Here is a 16,446-nt window from a genome sequence, read left to right on the forward strand (position 1 = left end):
GGGGAAAGTTATATGACCGCTGTTATGGAAATCAACACGAGTCGTCAGATATGTACGAACACATACTTGTTCCGTACGACGGGAGTGACGAGGCACAGAAGGGGGCCAAACACGGTATCGAACTCGCAGCAGTGCTCGGTGCGACAGTCCACGGGCTCTACGTGATCGGCCTCCCGGGGACGCCGCGCGCACTGTCACTGAGAGACGACGAGGAGGAGATGCGCGAGGAGTACCGCGAGTACGGCGAACAGGCCCTGTCGGAGTTGGGCGACATCGCCGAGGAACACGGCGTGACCTTCGAGCGCGCGATCCGGACCGGGAAGGCGAGCGAGGAGATCGTCGAGTTCGCCGAGGAGGAGGGGATGGACGCTATCGTCCTCGGGTCGGCCTACCGGGGGAAACTCGGCAACCTGATCGGGGGGACGACCGACAAGGTGGTTCGCTCGGCGACCGTTCCGGTCATCAGCCAGCGGATGGAAGCGGACGAAATCTGAAACGACGCCGTTCCGGCAGGACACGGGGCCACTGACAGCCTGCCTTACGGTGGCTTCGCGGTCAATCGTCGAGCAGGCGCGTCTCCCGGAGGTAGATGACGAGACTCGCACTGAGAAAACTGAAGCCGCCGAGACGGAGGTTCCCGACGACCATCCCTACTATTCCGAGTCCCATCAGGAGTGCCGCCACGAGGGCTGCCCCGGTCGCTATCGTGTTCCCCATGCAGTCACTTGAACGGGTACGAGCATAAAGACGGGCGACCCGTTCGCTCCCGGATCGGAAACACAAAATATAATAAAATTGTTACTATTGGGGCGGGTTTCGATCAGAACCGCGGCCCGACCCCTATTCTACGGGTTTTGAATAAAGTTTTATTAGAGTTCAACAGCGAATGCGCATGAGGTTGTGTAACACGCGGTTGGTACAAGTGCGACAACCCGTCTGACGGGTGCATGGATACTCGTCGCGCGGAACAGCGAGACGAACGAACCGAACTGCGGTGCGAGTCAGTATGGCACCGACACTCGTCGTTGATCCGGCTCAGCACCGTGACGTGACCGAACTGCGAACAACGACAATGACACGACACAGACGATTACAACGGCTACGGAAGATGGGGGTAACGCATGTCAGAAAGTGACGATACTGCTGGGGAGATGTCGGATGGACTTCAGGTAGAGCTGTTCCATCCGGAATCGGACCGCGAACCCGGTGACACGAACATCCAGGCGCTCGGGTTCGACATCCACCCGATCGTCTTCCCGGTTGCTCTGGTGATCATCGCGTTGTTCATCGCGGTGACTGTCCTGCTCGGGGATACCGCCTCGTCGGCGTACACCTGGCTGTTCAACTTCATCGGGGACACGTTCGGCTGGTTCTACTTGCTGGCGGTGAACGTCTTCATCGCCGTATTGCTGTTCTTCGCGTTCAGCAAGTACGGGAAGATCAAGATCGGTGGCGTCGAAGCCGAGAAGGAGTTCAGCGACTTCTCGTGGATGGCGATGCTGTTCAGTGCCGGGATGGGGATCGGCCTCATGTTCTTCAGCGTCTCCGAGCCGCTGTACTACTTCCAGAACGTTCCGAGCTTCTTCGGCGCGGAGGCGGGAACCGGCGCGGCGGCCTCCGCGGCGATGGCACAGACGTTCTTCCACTGGGGCTTTCACCCGTGGGCGGTGTACGGACTCGTCGGCCTCGGGCTGGCGTTCTTCTCGTTCAACCGCGGGTTGCCGCTGACGTTCCGGTCGATCTTCTGGCCCCTGCTCGGCGAGCGGATCTACGGCTGGCCCGGACACATCATCGATCTCGTGACGGTGTTCGCGACGCTGTTCGGCCTGTCGACGTCGCTCGGTCTGGGCGTCGCACAGGTCAACACCGGCCTCTCGTACGTGGGCGGTGACATGCTCGGCCTCGTCAGCATTCCGACGGGGACCTGGCCACAGGTCGCCCTCATCGCCGGGATCACCCTGATCGCCACGATGTCGGTCGCGGCCGGCCTCGACGGCGGCGTCAAGCGACTCAGCACCATCAACCTCTACCTGATGTTCGCGCTGCTCGGCTTCCTCCTCATCGTCGGACCCACGGTGTACATCCTGGGGTCCTGGGTCGAGGGGCTGGGCGCGTACTTCGGGAACATCCTCGCGCTGGGCTTCTTCACTGGCACGCTCGGACCGGCCGAGAACGGGACGGTGACGGCCTGGACGGTGTTCTACTGGGGCTGGTGGATCGCGTGGTCGCCGTTCGTCGGGATGTTCATCGCGCGCATCTCGAAGGGCCGTTCGGTCCGTGAGTTCGTCCTAGGCGTGCTGTTCCTGCCCGCGCTGTTCTCGACGCTGTGGCTGTCGGTGTTCGGCGGGAGCGCGCTGTTCAACTCCTTGCAGGGCAACGGTGCGGCGCTCGCGACCTACAACGAACTCGGCCAGACCGTCGCGATGTTCGCCATGCTCGAACAGTTCCCGCTGGGAGCCGTTTCGGGCCTGCTCGCGACGCTGCTGGTCATCACCTTCTTCGTCACGTCCTCTGACTCCGGGTCGCTGGTCATCGACCACCTGACCTCCGGCGGGAAACACGACGTGCCGAGGGTCCAGCGGATCTTCTGGGCACTGGTCGAGGGGCTGGTCGCCTCGATCCTGCTCATCGGTGGCGGCCTGACGGCGCTGCAGACGGCCGCTATCACGACCGGACTGCCGTTCGCGGTCATCCTGTGTCTGATGTGTTACACGGTGTATCTGGGGCTCAGCAACGAGTACCAGATCCTCGAATCCGAGGAGTTCGCCGAGACGATACAGGACCTCACCGAAGAGAGCGACGTCGACATCACGACGGCCGGCGACGCGACGGTAACGGACGTTTCGGACAGAGACGAGACGCCGAGCGGCGACTGAACGGCGGTCGTCTCGTTTTCCCGCTCTCTCCTTTGCCCGACAGCCGCGGCTGTCCCCTCAACGCTGACGTTCGGTTTCGACGGTCCGGTCGGTGTGGAGCCACACCCGTGCCGAACCGCCGATGCCGAACGCCGCGAGCCCGAACCAGACTACCGCGCTCCACGGGAGCGGCAACAGTATCCAGCTGACCGCACTGAGTGTAGCCCCGACGAGGAGGCCGTACTGCGGGCGGCGTTCGCGCTGGATGTCGGTCAGCAGGGTCCCGAGGACGAGGAAGCCAAAGCCGCTGAGCACCAGGATCGCGATCCCGATACCGATGATACCGGCCTGCACCAGACGCCCACCGCCGATCCCGATCCGGACGACCTGGTTGACGCCGTAGAGACCCAACAGCAGGACGACGGCGTACGACATCGCTCCGTAGAGGACGGCACGGACCGGTTCGTCGTACAGTGTGTCGACTGCCTCGTCGACCCGTCCGGGGGAGCGAACGAGGACGAGCCACCCGGCCGCGAGGACGAGCAGGAACGACACCACCCCCTGGAGGAGTCCGGACGCGTCGGTGAGGATACTCGGGTCCATCTGTCCCGGGACGAACGTCCCGACTGCACCGTTGCCCCCCGACGCCGTCACGACGACTCGAACAGCGGTCCCGACTGCCATGGCACCACGTTCCGAGAGGCGGCGGGAAAACCTGTCGCCTACGCCCCGTGAGTGTCCGCGTCCGACAAGCGCACCCAGGGCTTATACAGATGGAACGCCTGAAACTGTCCGTGACTGGCCGACTCCGCACGCTCTTCTCGAAACTCCGCTGGATCGCGGAACGGGTCGCCGCGCCGCTCCGTACCGGCGACGGGCCGAACAAGTTCCGACTGTCGAGCGTGGACACGGCGACGACCACGTACGACGGGGACATCGGCTGGGCGAGTCGGCCGCCGGCGACCGTTCGCTGTCCCCAGTGTGACGCCGAGATCTTCCAGCACAACGCCCGGGACGATCTCGACTGTCCCCGCTGTGTCGGGGAGTTCGATCCCGAGGCGTTCGGCGACCTGGAGCTGTTGCACCTCACGTGTCCGGTCTGTCGCGGGCGCATGGAACACGGCCAGCGCCACCCCGGCAGCTTCGACATCCCCGAGTGGGCGACCTGCACGAGCTGTCGGTACCACTGGGAGTTCGAACACTCCTACGACTAGTCGGCGCGCTCAGTAGAACTCCCACTCGTCGTCGTCGCCCCCGCGGCTGACGCCGTCCTCCTGCTCGGTCTCCTCCGTCTCGTCGGGCCAGCGGATCCCGTCGCCACTGAGGCTCTTGTACGCGAAGCTCCCGAGAGCGACCAGCATCAACAGGAGGACGAAGGCGCCAGCGGCGGCTGCCACCTGACTGACCGATTCGAGGATCCCCGAGCCGACCTGCATCTGGAGCAGCATACTGGCTGTCGGTGCTGGACCGGTATCAGTGTTTTCGGCGGCTGTCGGCGGGCCCGCCCGACCCGGCGGTCGCTGAGACGGTGTCAAGCACCGCGGCGTTTGCCGCGACGTCGTGGACGCGGACCACGTCCGCTCCGCGTTCGGCTGCCAGCGCCGTCGCCGTCAGCGTCGGGACGAGGCGGTCGTCGGTCGCTCCCTTGACGTCCGCGAACATCGACTTGCGGGAGTGGCCGATCATGACGGGACAGCCCAGCGCCCGGAACTCCCGCAGACGGTCCAGCAGTTCGAACGACTCGGCGGCGTCCTTGCCGAACCCACAGCCGGGGTCGACGAGGATACGCTCGCGGTCGATACCGGCCTGCTCGGCGAGCAGGACCCGCTCGGTCAACTCCCGGAGGACCGACTCGACGACGTCGTCGTAGTCGGCCGAGCGGTCGGGGTCGACCGGAGCGGCGAGGCTGTGCATCAGGACCAGGCCGGCGTCGTGGTCGGCGACGACGAAGCGCATCTCCGGGTCGTCGAGCCCGGAGACGTCGTTGACGATGTCCGCGCCCGCCGACAGCGCCGCGTCGGCGACGGCGGCCTTGCGCGTGTCGACCGAAATGGGGGCGTCCAGGTCCGCGAGCGCCTCGACGACGGGGACGACGCGAGCGATCTCCTCCTCGACGGGGACCGGGTCCGCCCCGGGTCGGGTACTCTCGCCGCCCACGTCGACGATGTCCGCGCCGTTTGCGACCATCTCCCGGGCGCGTTCGACGGCGGCCCGCTCGGTGTCGTACTCGCCGCCGTCGTGGAAACTGTCCGGTGTGACGTTCAGGATGCCCATCACGGCCGTTTCCGAGCCGTCGACCGGCCAGTCGTCGGGGGGGCCGTCGAGCGCCTGAGAGAGCTTCCGCCCGACGCTGGCGAGGCCGTGTCCCTCGCTCGGAGCCCCATCTGCGAACGCCTGGAGCTGTGAGACGGTCCCCGACAGCGCGGTCGAGACGACGTGTTCGGGCTGTCCGGCGTCGGTACTGACGCTCTCGCCGCCCAGCGACTGGAGCCCCTCGGTGACCCGGTCGGCCTGCGTGGTCCGGAGGTGGGTCGCCAGGTGTCGCTGGGAGATCTCGGCGGCTGCCCCGTCCTCGAACGCCGCACGGGGGAGGACGGCGTCGTCGGACTGGACGTGTCGCTCTTTGGGGACAACGAGGCGGGTCCAGCGCTCGCGGGCCTCCGCGACGGCGTACAGCGATCCGGTCACGAGCACGAAGTCGTCGGGACCGGCCGCCGCGATCGCGCGCTCGGTGGCCTCCGGGACGGAGTCGATCCGGCGGACCGTGTCGGCCTGGCCGTCGAAGACGTCCGCGAGCGTCTCGATGGATTCCGCACGGTCGACGTCCGGCCGGCTCACGTAGGCGGTGTCGACCCGCGGGAGCGCCGCGACCATCCGGTCGTGATCCTTGTCGGCCATCGCGCCGAAGACGACGTGTAGGTCCGCGTAGTCGTAGCGGGCCAGCAGGTGCTCCACGGTCGCCATCGCGCCGGGGTTGTGTGAGCCGTCGAGGACGATCATCGGCTCGGTCGACCGGATCTCGAACCGCCCGGGCCAGGTCGCGCTTCGGAGGCCCCCTGCGACGGTCTCGGGGTCGACGTCGGCGACCTGCCGGGCGAGCGTCGCGGCCACCCCCGCGTTGCTCGCCTGATGCTGACCCAACAGTTTGAGGTTGGTCTCCGTGGACCAGTCGGGGCCGGTGATCGAGACGTTGTTCTCGACGGCACAGCGCATCCCCGTCTCGACGGCCACGACGTCGGCGTCGGTCGCACCGACGGTCACGGTGTCGGCGACGGAACGGATCGCGTCCAGCGCCTCGCCCTCGGCCCCCGTGACCAGCGGGTTCGACTCCGGGGCGACCTGGGCCTTGTCGCGGGCGATCTCGGCGACGGTGTCGCCCAGCAGGTCCGTGTGTTCGAGACTGACCGACGTGACGGCGCTGGCAACCGGATCGACGGCGCTGGTCGCGTCGTAGCGTCCGCCGATGCCGACCTCCAGGACCGCGACGTCGACGTCCTCGTCCCCGAAGTGGGCGATCGCCAGCGCGGTCAACACTTCGAAGTGGGTCGGCAGGTCGTCGTCGGCGTCTAATCGCTCGATGCACGGATCGATTCGTTCGACGAGGTCGACGACGCTCGATTTCGGGATCGGTCGGCCGTTGACGGTGATCTGCTCGCGAAAATCGGTGAGACTCGGAGACGTGAACAGCCCGACGTCGAGGCCCGCGTGCCGGAGGACGCTCTCGAGCATGCACGCGGTGCTGCCTTTGCCGTTGGAACCGGCGACCTGCACGAAGTCGGGGCCACGCTGTGGGTCGCCGAGGTGCGCGAGCATCCGCGCCGTCGTCTCGGTCCCGAGTTTCGGCCGCCGACGCTGTAGCGACTGCAGGTAGTCGGCCGCTTCGTGGTACTCCATAGCACATATCGTCGGCGGTGGCCTGATTAACCTATCGCCGTCGGGGATTCGGACCGGAACGCGCGATTTAAGCCCGCGTCCCGTAACATATCGTGTATGCCTGCCGATGCATCGCGCGCCTCGGGGGAGCCGTACGTCACGTCCTTCGAGGCGACGGTCGACTCGGTCGACGGTCGCACGGTCACGCTCGAACACACCTACTTCTACGCCGAGGGCGGCGGCCAACCCGCCGACCGGGGAACCCTCGACGGCGTCGACGTCGCCGACGTCCAGTCTCTGGACGGCGAGACAGTCCATACCCTCGCGTCGGCCCCCGACTTCGCGGCCGGCGACACCGTCACGGGGGCCATCGACGAGTCTTTCCGGACCTACAGTATGCGGGCACACACCGCCAGCCACATCGTCTACGGTGCCGGTCGGCGGCTGTTCGACGGGCACGGCTACGGCGGCTTCGACATCGGCGAGGAGACGGTCCGGCTCGACTTCGAGACGGCGGCAAGCGCCGAGAGGGTCGACCCGCTGACCGTCCAGGAGATGGTCAACGAGGTGGTCTGGGAGGACCGCGCCGTCGACTGGTACGAGATGGGCGTCGAGGCGGCCCGCGACCACGAGGACATCGTCTTCAACCTCGGTGATACGACGCCGACCGAGAGCGTCCGGATCGTCGAGATAGCGGACTGGGATATCTCGGCCTGTGGGGGGACACACGTGGCCTCGACCGTCGAGGTCGGTCCCATCAAGGTTCTCGACGTCTCCAACCCCGGCGCGGACCTGGTCCGGGTCGAGTACGCCGTCGGCCCGGCGGCGATCGAACGGCAGGTCGCGGAGACACGCAGCGCGCGCCGCGGGGCGGACGCACTGGACACGAGCGTCGAGGGACTCGGCGAGCGGGCCGAGGGGCTGCTCGACGAGAAGAAGGCGCTCCAGGAAGAGTGTGCCCGGCTCCGCGGGGACCTGCTGGACGCACGGCTGTCGGCGCTCGCGAGCGAGACGCACACGCGCGACGGGCGGGAGTGGCTCGTCGGCACCGTCGAGGGCGTCGACTCCAACGCCGTCGCCGATCACCTCAGAACACGCGACGGGGCGGCCGATGTCGTCGTCCTGACCGGCACCGACGGCGCGACGTTCGTGGTCGTCGGCACCGACGGCGAGACGGACGCCAACGACGTGATCGGCGAGATCACCGACGAGTTCGGCGGTGGGGGTGGCGGTCAGCCGACGCTCGCACAGGGCGGCGGTCTCTCGGCGGAGCCCGAGGCGGTCGTCGACTACCTCACCGACTGAGTCGGTTCGGGAAACTCGTCACGACAGCGAACCGACGGGATGGGAGTATCGGTGTCGTCCGACGCCGAAGAGAACACATCGTATCCGGCTTCTATCAGCTATACGAACTTTCATACGCCGGTACAGGGAACCCAATGACGAGATGTCATCAGAGGACGAGTCACAGGAGCCGATCCCGACCGACTACGATATCGCACAGTCGACAGACATGGAACCGATCTGGGAACTCGTCGAGCCCTGGGGGCTCGGCCTCGACGACCTCCAGTACTTCGGGGAGTACACAGCCAAGGTCAAACACCACGCCATCGAGCGCCTGCGGGACCAGGCCGAGGACCGCGAGCAGAACCTCGTCCTCGTGACCGGGATGACGCCGACGCCGAAAGGCGAGGGCAAGACGGTGACGACGGTCGGCCTCGGGCAGACGCTCAACCACCTCGGCGAGGAGGCGATGATCGCCATCCGCGAACCCTCGCTGGGGCCGGTGTTCGGGGTAAAGGGCGGTGCGGCCGGCGGCGGCCGCTCGCAGGTACTGCCGATGGAGGACATCAACCTCCACTTCACCGGCGACCTCCACGCACTGACGGCGGCACACAACCTCATCGCGGCGATGCTCGACGCCCGCCTCTCCCAGGGTAACGACCTCGACATCAACATCAACGACGTGGCCTGGCAGCGTGCGCTCGACATGAACGACCGCGCGCTCCGCCAGACCGTCGTCGGCCTGGGTGGCGAGACCGGTGGGACCCCCCGCGAGGACGGGTTCAAACTGACCGCGGCCTCGGAACTGATGGCCGCGCTCTGTCTGGCCGAGGACCTCGGCGACCTCAAGGAACGGGTCTCCCGCATCATCGTCGCCTACGGCGAGGACGGCGAGCCCATCACGGTCGACGACATCGAGGCGACCGGGCCGGCGACGATGCTCCTTCGGGACGCCATCAAGCCCAACGTCGTCCAGACGATCGAGGGAACGCCCGCGTTCGTCCACGGCGGTCCCTTCGCCAACATCGCCCACGGGACGAACTCGCTCATCGCGGACAAGGCCGCCTTCGGCATGGGCGACTACCTCGTCACCGAGGCCGGCTTCGGCTCCGACCTGGGTGCCGAGAAGTTCATGAACATCGTCTGCCGGCTGGGCGATATGACGCCCAACGCAGTCGTGCTGGTCTCCTCGGTCCGTGCACTGCAGTACCACGGGCTCGACCAGTGGCCGGTCGACTTCGACGAGATCGACGAGTCCGGCATCGACGCGCTCGAACGCGGCTTCGAGAACCTCGATCGCCACGTCTCGAACCTCCAGAAGTTCGGCGTGCCGGTCGTCGTCGCCCTCAATCGCTTCCCCGACGACACCGAGGAGGAAGTCCAGGCGGTGCTGGACCACTGCCAGGAGGACCTCGGCGTCAGAGCGGCCGAGTCGGAGGTCTTCGAGAAGGGCAGCGAGGGCGGTGTCGACCTCGGCGAGCACGTCATCGACGCCGTCGACGAGAGCGACGAGGACGAGTTCCGCTACCTCTACGACGAGGAGGCTCCCATCGAGGAGAAGATCGAGACCGTCGCCACCGAGATCTACGGCGCCGACGGCGTGAAGTTCACCGGCAGCGCGCTCGACGACATCGAGCGCATGGAGGAACTGGGCTTCGGTGACGTCCCCGTCTGCATGTCGAAGACGTTCCACTCGTTCAGCGACGACGCCAGCAAGAAGGGCGCGCCGGAGGGGTGGGAACTGGAGATCAGCGAGGTGTACCCATCGGCCGGTGCCGGCTTCATCGTCGCACTGACTGCCGACGCGCTGACGATGCCGGGCCTCCCCCAGCGGCCCGCCGCCGCGGACATGGACATCGACGAGGACGGCAACATCTCCGGGCTGTTCTGAGCGGACTCCCCGCGAACCGCTATCCTCGGGGTCGAGTTCGATAACAGCGATAGAAGTGTGATTTTTTCCGGTCCGCTACTCCGTCGTCGCGATGGCCTCGATCTCGACGGCAGCACCTTTCGGCACCGCGCCGGCGCCGACGGCGCTCCGGGCGGGTGGCTCGTCCTCGAAGAACTCGCCGTAGGCCTCGTTGAACGCGTCGAAGTCGTCGATGTCGTCGAGGAAGACGGTCGTCTTGAGTACGTCGTCGAGCGAGCAGTCCTCGGCCGCCAGGATCGCCTCGACGTTGCGCAGACACTGTCTGGTCTGTTCGGCGACGGACTCGTCGTCGAGCAGTTCGCCGTCGGTCGTCAGTGGGAGCTGTCCGGCCGTGATGAGCAGGTCACCGTTCGTCGTCGCCTGACTGTAGGCGCCGACCGCTGCCGGTGCGTCGTCGGTACTGATGGTTCGTTTCACGGGAACGGCTACCTCGCCGGCTGACATAAATCCCGGTCGCGTCGGCGGGCCAGCACACATCCACTCGGAAGTCCGACCAGTTGTGCGAGGCGGCCGGTACTCTCACAGGAGAGGCCGTGCCTCCCCCGGCGGTCACTGGTTGACGACGACGATCGCGGCGATGGCGAGCCCGATGGCCGCCAGTTTCTCCGCCGAGAGCGGTTCGCCGAACGCGACCGTGGCGATGAGTGCCGCGGCGACGAAGTACATCCCGCCGATGGTCGAGACGACGGTGACCGACCCGACGCTGACGCCGACGAACGTCGAGACGACGCCGATCGCGGCCGCGACACCCGCGACGGCGGCGAACGCTACCCCGCGGTTCGTCACCGCCAACGAGGCGTCCGAGACGAGGACGTAGACCCCGGTGACCACCGCGGCGGTGGCGTAGGAGATGAACGCCGCCGTCTTCGGGTCGATGGCGTTCGAGGCCACGTCGCCGAAGGTGATCCAGAACCCCCACGCGATCATCGTCCCCAGACCGAAGAGGATCCCCGAGTTCACCGATGCTCACCCGTCCAGCGGGGGACTGATTGTTCGACCTGCTCCGTCCCGATCCACGCCCACGGTCGTTCCATCGGTCGACCGGTTGTGGCCCCGCCGTGTTGAGTCTCCCGGCGTGTCTCACCGCCTGCTTTTTTATGCGGAGTTCGACAATACCGTGGTAATGGGTACCCCACCTGACGGTCAGGAGCCGGCACTGGAAGAGGTGTTCTATCCGGCAGAGCGGGTCCCGTTCGTCGAGTGGGGGGCGTTCTCCGGTGGGAAGTCGACGGTGCTCGCGACCGGCGTCGTCACGCTCGTCTCGTTCCTCACGGGACTGTCACACTTGAGCGAGGCGACGCCGACGCTCGACGGCCCGCTGACGGTCGTGCTGGCCGTCCCACCGGCGGTGGTCCAGTTCGGGGGCGTGCTGTTCGCGTTCGTCCTGGGGATCGTCACGGTCGGCCTCCAGCGGCGCAAGCGGATCGCCTGGCGGGTCGCGGTCGTCCTCGTCCCCGCGCTGGCGGCGATCCCGCTGCTCACGCTCCAGACGACCGACGTTCCCCTGCTGGCGGCAATCGTGCTCGCGGTCCCCCTACTGGTCCGGAACCGCGACCGGTTCGACCAGTCGGTCGATCTCTCGCCGCTCCAGCTCGCCTCGCTGCTCTCCATCGTCGGGGTGGTTATGTACGGCACCGTCGGGGCCTACGGCCTGCGTGACCAGTTCACCGGCGAACCGATGAGTTGGGCCGACGCCTTCTACTTCGTGATGGTCACCATCGCGACCGTGGGCTACGGCGACTTCACGCCGACGACACCGGAGGCGAAGCTGTTCTCGCTCTCGATCATCCTCTTCGGGACGGGCGCGTTCACCGTCGCCGTGGGGGCGCTCGTCGGCCCGCTCATCGAATCGCGGATGGCGAACGCGTTCGGAATCATGACAGCATCAGAACTCACCCTGTTGGACGACCACGTCGTCGTGCTCGGCTACGGCGACGTGACGGACTCGCTCCTGGACGAACTGACCGACGAGACGGACCTCGTGGTCGTCACGGACGACGCAGACGTGGCGGCGTCGCTCGACGAGGACCTGAACGTTCTCACCGAGGATCCGACCGACGAGACTGTCCTCTCGGACGCCCGCGTCGACGCTGCCCGGGGTGTCGTCGTCGGGAGCGACGACGACGCCCGGGACGTACTCGCCGTGCTCGCGGCCAAGCGGGTCAACCCCGAAGTCCGGGTCGTCGCGGCGGCGACCGAGGAGAAACACGTCGAGAAGTTCGAGTCGGTCGGCGCGGACGAGATCATCAACCCCCGGACCATCGGCGGCCAACTGCTGGGGCGGTCCGTGCTGGACGAGGCCGCCACGGAGTCGGTCGTCGAGGACCTGGACCCGGTCGCCGGGGACGATGCACCGGACTGAGCCGCCCGGGACCGTTTCGTGCCACTGTCCCCTCGATACAATTAACACGACGCGTCCGAGTATGGTAACGTATGGCAACCTCTGAGGGGGGCGTCGAGTCGTCGCTCGCGAAGCTCCTGGCCCCGCTGGCAGCGCTCTCCGGGGCCATCGTCTTCGCGGGCTTTTTCTTCGGCGATCTCGTCGGCGAGGTGGTGACCGGGCAGGGATGGCTGGCCGTCTCGCTGGTGTTTTTCGGGTCGGGACTGGGGTATCTGGCGGTGCTCCCGTACGCCGACGACCAGCGGGACACCGGCACCGACGAGTCGTACCTGCTCGCCGTCCGGCGACGACAGGTCCGGCACACGCTCCGGGGGTTCCTGGCGAACCAGGACCCGCTGGCCTTCGGCGTGCCGGTGACGGTGTTCGCCGCCTTCTTCGCGTTCCAGACGGCGTTTCCGGCACGGACGACGGCGGCCGTCGACGCCGTCTCCGGAACCATCCTCCGGACTGGCGGCCCCCTGTTCCTCGTCGCCATGCTGCTGGCGGTGTGTTACTGCGCCGTCCTCCTGTTGGGGCCGTGGGGTGACATCAAACTGGGTGGCCCCGACACCGAACCGACCTACACCTACCCGACCTACTTCAGTCTCGTCTTCACCGCCGGTATCGCGGCCGGCCTCGTGTTCTGGGGGCCTGCGGAGGCGCTCTTTCACTACCAGACGCCGCCACCGTACTTCGGGGCGGCCCCGGAGTCTAGCGCCGCGCTGGCCGATTCGCTGGTGTACGTCCTGTTCCACTGGGGGGTTTCGGCCTGGAGCGCCTACGCCGTCATCGGCGTCCCCGTCGCGTACTTCGTGTTCACGCGCGGTGCCCCGCTGCGGGTCTCGACGGTTCTCGCGCCGTTTCTGGGCGTCGACGGCCTCGATTCGCTGTGGAGCCGTCTGGTCGATACGCTGGCTGTCTTCGCGACCATCGGGGGTATCGCTACCTCGGTGGCGCTGGTCGGCCAGCAGTTCCTCGCGGGCATCTCCTTCCAGTGGAACGTCGCCATCGGGCCGACCGGCCCGCTCCTGTTCGTGGGCGGGTTGACGCTGATATTCGTCCTCTCCAGCGTCACCGGTATCCACCGCGGCATCCGGCGGATCGCCGCCCTCAACGTCGTCCTCTTCGGCCTGTTCGCCCTGCTGATAGCCGTTCTCGGCCCCCACGGGTTCGTCCTCGAACGGGGCACCCGGGCGCTGGGCCGGTACGTCGTCCACTTCGTCCCGCTGAGTCTCTACACCGGCGGGGAGTGGGTCGCCAACTGGACCGTCTGGAACTGGTCGTGGTGGTTCTCGTGGGCACCTTTCGCCGGCCTGTTCGTCGCCGCGCTGTCGCGTGGCCGCAGGGTCAGGACCGTCGTGTTCACGACCGTCGTCGCCACCTCGGCCGCGACCATCGTCTGGTTCCTGTTGCTCGGCGGCACGTCGCTGTTCGTCCAGCACACCGGGCAGGCGAGCGTCCTCGCCGCTATCGCTCGGCGTGGCGGGTCCGAGTCCGTGGCCGGCTTCCCGCTGTTCGCGGCGCTCCCGCTGGGGGAACTGCTGATGTTCCTGTTCCTGGCGCTCATCGTGGTGTTCATCACCACCTCGGCGGACACGTCGACGCTGGTGGTCTCGATCCTGGCGACCCGGCGCGGGCTGTCCCCCTCGAACGGGAGCATCGTCTTCTGGGGCGCCTTCCAGGGGGCGGTGGCCGTCGCGGTGTTGCTCGGCGGCGGTGCCGAGACGCTACAGGCGCTTGCGGTCCTCACCGGCGGTCCGTTCGCCGTCGTCTCGCTGGTCGCCGTCGGGGGGCTGACGATGACGTGGTATCGACAGGAGCGGGGCCACACCTCCATCGTCCGCCGGGCCGTCGACCGCCTCCCGGCGATCCAGACCCACCACGACATCGATCCGCCGGAAAAAGAGTGACTGGCGGTCAGGCGTCGGCCACCGACGTACAGAAGTTCTCGACGATGCGCTTGCCGGCGTCGGTGAGGATGCTCTCGGGGTGGAACTGGACGCCGACGTGTGGGCGCTCGACGTGTTCGACGCCCATCACGACGTGTTGTTCGTCCTCGGTGTGGGCCGTCTCGACCAGGGCCGCCGGGAGGTCGGTGTCTTCGACGGCCAGCGAGTGGTAGCGGCCGACCTCGAAGGGATCGGCGACGCCGTCGTATATCGGGGTGTCCTCGTGGTGGACCGCCGAGGGTTTCCCGTGGACGACTTCGGGCGCGTGCCCGACCGGGACGCCGTGGGCGGCACACAACGCCTGGTGGCCAAGACAGACCCCGAGCGCGGGGTAGGTCGTCTCGGCGAAGACGTCGACGGAGACGCCGGCCTCCTCGGGGGTTCCGGGGCCGGGCGAGACGACGATACCGTCCGGGTCCAGTTCGCGGATGCCGGCAACGTCGATGGCGTCGTTGCGCCGGACGACCACGTCGTCGAACTCCCCGACGTACTGGACGAGGTTGTACGCGAAGGAGTCGTAGTTGTCGACGATGAGTATCATCTGACCTCCCCGGTCGATTCGACGGAGAACGAGCCCTGTTCGCCCAGTGCCTCGTCGACGGCGGTCACGAGCGCGCGGGCCTTGTCGAGGGTCTCCTGGTACTCCTGTTCGGGGACCGAGTCGTGGACGATCCCGCTTCCGACGCGCAGGCGGTACTCCCCGTCGCGGTGGACTAGCGTCCGGATCGTGATGTTCAGCGTCGCCCGCTCGTCGAACCCGAAGACGCACATCGAGCCGGTGTAGGGTCCGCGCCGGGTCCGTTCGACCTCGTCGATGATCTCCATGGTCCGGGGCTTGGGCGCGCCGGTGATGGTGCCGCCGGGGAACACCGCCGCCACGGCGTCGGCGACGCTCGCGTCCGCCCGCCGTTGTCCTTCAACGAGCGAGACGAGGTGCATCACCTCCGAGTAGCGGTCGACACGGCGGTACTCCGTGACGTCGACGGTACCGTACTCGCTGACCTTCCCGAGGTCGTTGCGCTCTAAGTCGACGAGCATCGCGTGTTCGGCCCGCTCTTTCTCGTCGCTCGTCAGGTCCGCCTCCAGGTCGGCGTCTTCGGCGGGCGTGTCGCCCCGGGGACGCGTCCCGGCGATGGGTTCGGTGAGCAGGCGGTCGCCGTCGACGTCCAGCAGGAGTTCCGGGCTGGCGCTCACGAGGTCGACCCCGGGGAACTCGATCAGGCCCGAGTAGGGCGCGGGATTGACCCGCCGGACGGCGTCGTACGTCTCGACGGGGTGGACCGCTGCAGGGGCCACGAGCCGGTGGGAGACGTTCGTCTGGAACGTGTCGCCGTCGCGGACGTACTCCTTGATCGTCCTGACGCGGTCGGCGAAGGCGGCGGCCCCGCACTCGCTCTCGAAGGTGGCCTGCCGGGTCGCGGTCGGGTGTGACCGGACGTGGCGCTCGCCGTCGAGCGCCCGCCGGGCGAGATCGAGCGCCCGTCGGTGGCCCGTCTCGTAGGCCGCCGCGGCGTCCTCGTGGTCGTCCAGCCGCGGACAGGCCGTCACCCGGATGGTAACGTCGCCCTGGTGTGGTTCCTCCCAGGCGGCGACCCGGTCGAACACGCCCAACTGGAGGTGGGGAAGCCCGTCCGACGCCGTCGTTTCCGGGATGTCCTCCAGTTCGCGGGCGATGTCGTAGGAGAGCCAGCCGAACGCGCCACAGGGATAGGGGGCGTCACAGTCGCCCCGGACGAGCGTCTCCCGGTCGAGCAGCGCGTCGATCGCTTCGATGCTGGGGCTCCCGCCCGCGCTCCCCGCGTCCGGATCGACCCTGACCTGCTCGACGGGGTCGATCGCGAAGTAGCCCCAGCCGGACTGACCGCCGGTGGTCTCGAAGAACACGCCCGGGGCGTCGGGACTCCTGGCCCGCCGGTACGCCTCGAAGGGGTCCGAGGCGGTGACTCGGACCTCGACGGGAACGCGGGCACCGGGCGGTGCCCCGCGTGCTGTCTCGACGAACGATGCCTGGTCGGTGACGACAGTCGTCTCTTCCATGTGATATGTCGGCCTCCGCGGACGCCGTATCGGTCCGCGAGTAGTTACTGTGAGCTATCCACGGCTTCGGACAAAAAACCTTGCGTGGGGTGCATATACGGGCGGTACAGTCGATGTTTGCCGAGTAGTCGCGGCCGA

15 protein-coding genes are annotated in these 16,446 nt (G+C 67.3%); 7 read left to right on the forward strand and 8 right to left on the reverse strand.

The window, feature by feature from the left end:
* Positions 1-50 precede the first annotated feature (50 nt).
* Complete coding sequence (locus P0204_RS12985; RefSeq protein ID WP_276179865.1) at positions 51-494, forward strand: universal stress protein; 444 nt, start codon at positions 51-53, stop codon at positions 492-494.
* 61 nt (positions 495-555) lie between these two features.
* Here the strand turns inward: P0204_RS12985 and P0204_RS12990 are convergent, their stop codons facing one another.
* Positions 556-717 carry a hypothetical protein gene (locus tag P0204_RS12990; protein WP_276179867.1) on the reverse strand — a complete coding sequence of 54 codons (162 nt, stop codon included), beginning with the start codon at positions 715-717 and terminating at the stop codon, positions 556-558.
* Positions 718-1,121: 404 nt separating this feature from the next.
* On the opposite strand from P0204_RS12990, the gene P0204_RS12995 reads away from it, so the two are divergent.
* The gene (locus tag P0204_RS12995) at positions 1,122-2,876 is read left to right on the forward strand and encodes a BCCT family transporter (protein WP_276179869.1); all 1,755 of its coding nucleotides are present in this window, start codon (positions 1,122-1,124) and stop codon (positions 2,874-2,876) included.
* A 57-nt stretch (positions 2,877-2,933) separates the two neighbouring features.
* On the opposite strand, the gene P0204_RS13000 is transcribed toward P0204_RS12995, so the two are convergent.
* The gene (locus tag P0204_RS13000) at positions 2,934-3,539 is read right to left on the reverse strand and encodes a hypothetical protein (RefSeq protein ID WP_276179871.1); all 606 of its coding nucleotides are present in this window, start codon (positions 3,537-3,539) and stop codon (positions 2,934-2,936) included.
* Between the two features lie 110 nt (positions 3,540-3,649).
* Between P0204_RS13000 and P0204_RS13005 the strand changes: the two genes are divergently transcribed.
* Complete coding sequence (locus P0204_RS13005) at positions 3,650-4,069, forward strand: hypothetical protein (protein ID WP_276179873.1); 420 nt, start codon at positions 3,650-3,652, stop codon at positions 4,067-4,069.
* A 9-nt stretch (positions 4,070-4,078) separates the two neighbouring features.
* Here P0204_RS13005 and P0204_RS13010 read toward each other — a convergent pair whose 3' ends face one another.
* Positions 4,079-4,303, reverse strand: coding sequence for a hypothetical protein (locus P0204_RS13010; RefSeq protein ID WP_276179875.1), 225 nt, complete (start codon positions 4,301-4,303; stop codon positions 4,079-4,081).
* 25 nt (positions 4,304-4,328) lie between these two features.
* Complete coding sequence (gene folP / locus P0204_RS13015) at positions 4,329-6,749, reverse strand: dihydropteroate synthase (RefSeq protein WP_276179877.1); 2,421 nt, start codon at positions 6,747-6,749, stop codon at positions 4,329-4,331.
* 96 nt (positions 6,750-6,845) lie between these two features.
* Between folP and P0204_RS13020 the strand changes: the two genes are divergently transcribed.
* Both P0204_RS13020 and P0204_RS13025 read left to right on the forward strand, forming a co-directional pair.
* Positions 6,846-8,033: an alanyl-tRNA editing protein gene (locus tag P0204_RS13020; protein WP_276179879.1), complete on the forward strand. Its 1,188-nt coding sequence runs from the start codon at positions 6,846-6,848 to the stop codon at positions 8,031-8,033.
* A 142-nt stretch (positions 8,034-8,175) separates the two neighbouring features.
* Positions 8,176-9,903 carry a formate--tetrahydrofolate ligase gene (locus P0204_RS13025; RefSeq protein ID WP_276179881.1) on the forward strand — a complete coding sequence of 576 codons (1,728 nt, stop codon included), beginning with the start codon at positions 8,176-8,178 and terminating at the stop codon, positions 9,901-9,903.
* A 75-nt stretch (positions 9,904-9,978) separates the two neighbouring features.
* Here the strand turns inward: P0204_RS13025 and P0204_RS13030 are convergent, their stop codons facing one another.
* Together P0204_RS13030 and P0204_RS13035 are read right to left on the reverse strand one after the other, a co-directional pair.
* Positions 9,979-10,359 (reverse strand): Rid family detoxifying hydrolase, encoded by a 381-nt coding sequence (locus P0204_RS13030; protein WP_276179883.1) that lies wholly within the window; start codon positions 10,357-10,359, stop codon positions 9,979-9,981.
* A gap of 132 nt (positions 10,360-10,491) precedes the next feature.
* On the reverse strand, positions 10,492-10,902 hold the full coding sequence (locus P0204_RS13035; RefSeq protein WP_276179886.1) for an EamA family transporter: 411 nt from the start codon (positions 10,900-10,902) through the stop codon (positions 10,492-10,494).
* Positions 10,903-11,065: 163 nt separating this feature from the next.
* Between P0204_RS13035 and P0204_RS13040 the strand changes: the two genes are divergently transcribed.
* Together P0204_RS13040 and P0204_RS13045 are read left to right on the forward strand one after the other, a co-directional pair.
* Positions 11,066-12,304, forward strand: coding sequence for an NAD-binding protein (locus P0204_RS13040; RefSeq protein WP_276179889.1), 1,239 nt, complete (start codon positions 11,066-11,068; stop codon positions 12,302-12,304).
* Between the two features lie 71 nt (positions 12,305-12,375).
* On the forward strand, positions 12,376-14,232 hold the full coding sequence (locus P0204_RS13045) for a BCCT family transporter (RefSeq protein ID WP_276179891.1): 1,857 nt from the start codon (positions 12,376-12,378) through the stop codon (positions 14,230-14,232).
* Positions 14,233-14,239: 7 nt separating this feature from the next.
* Here P0204_RS13045 and P0204_RS13050 read toward each other — a convergent pair whose 3' ends face one another.
* Both P0204_RS13050 and P0204_RS13055 read right to left on the reverse strand, forming a co-directional pair.
* Positions 14,240-14,812 (reverse strand): anthranilate synthase component II, encoded by a 573-nt coding sequence (locus tag P0204_RS13050; protein ID WP_276179893.1) that lies wholly within the window; start codon positions 14,810-14,812, stop codon positions 14,240-14,242.
* Entirely contained in the window at positions 14,809-16,308 is a 1,500-nt protein-coding gene (locus P0204_RS13055; RefSeq protein ID WP_276179895.1) for an anthranilate synthase component I family protein, read from the reverse strand. Before P0204_RS13055 ends, P0204_RS13050 begins: the two co-directional genes overlap by 4 nt.
* Positions 16,309-16,446: the final 138 nt, after the last annotated feature.

This window comes from Haloarcula halophila (assembly GCF_029278565.1).
In the GTDB taxonomy this organism is placed as follows: Archaea; Halobacteriota; Halobacteria; order Halobacteriales; family Haloarculaceae; genus Haloarcula; species Haloarcula halophila.

Excerpts from the sequence above, each read along its gene's own strand:
- P0204_RS13025 (WP_276179881.1), top strand. The coding sequence starts at position 8,176 with ATGTCATCAGAGGACGAGTCACAGGAGCCGATCCCGACCGACTACGAT.
- P0204_RS13020 (WP_276179879.1), top strand. The coding sequence starts at position 6,846 with ATGCCTGCCGATGCATCGCGCGCCTCGGGGGAGCCGTACGTCACGTCC.
- P0204_RS13050 (WP_276179893.1), bottom strand. The coding sequence starts at position 14,812 with ATGATACTCATCGTCGACAACTACGACTCCTTCGCGTACAACCTCGTC.
- P0204_RS12985 (WP_276179865.1), top strand. The coding sequence starts at position 51 with ATGTACGAACACATACTTGTTCCGTACGACGGGAGTGACGAGGCACAG.
- P0204_RS12995 (WP_276179869.1), top strand. The coding sequence starts at position 1,122 with ATGTCAGAAAGTGACGATACTGCTGGGGAGATGTCGGATGGACTTCAG.
- P0204_RS13000 (WP_276179871.1), bottom strand. The coding sequence starts at position 3,539 with ATGGCAGTCGGGACCGCTGTTCGAGTCGTCGTGACGGCGTCGGGGGGC.
- folP (WP_276179877.1), bottom strand. The coding sequence starts at position 6,749 with ATGGAGTACCACGAAGCGGCCGACTACCTGCAGTCGCTACAGCGTCGG.
- P0204_RS12990 (WP_276179867.1), bottom strand. The coding sequence starts at position 717 with ATGGGGAACACGATAGCGACCGGGGCAGCCCTCGTGGCGGCACTCCTG.
- P0204_RS13055 (WP_276179895.1), bottom strand. The coding sequence starts at position 16,308 with ATGGAAGAGACGACTGTCGTCACCGACCAGGCATCGTTCGTCGAGACA.
- P0204_RS13040 (WP_276179889.1), top strand. The coding sequence starts at position 11,066 with ATGGGTACCCCACCTGACGGTCAGGAGCCGGCACTGGAAGAGGTGTTC.
- P0204_RS13010 (WP_276179875.1), bottom strand. The coding sequence starts at position 4,303 with ATGCTGCTCCAGATGCAGGTCGGCTCGGGGATCCTCGAATCGGTCAGT.
- P0204_RS13045 (WP_276179891.1), top strand. The coding sequence starts at position 12,376 with ATGGCAACCTCTGAGGGGGGCGTCGAGTCGTCGCTCGCGAAGCTCCTG.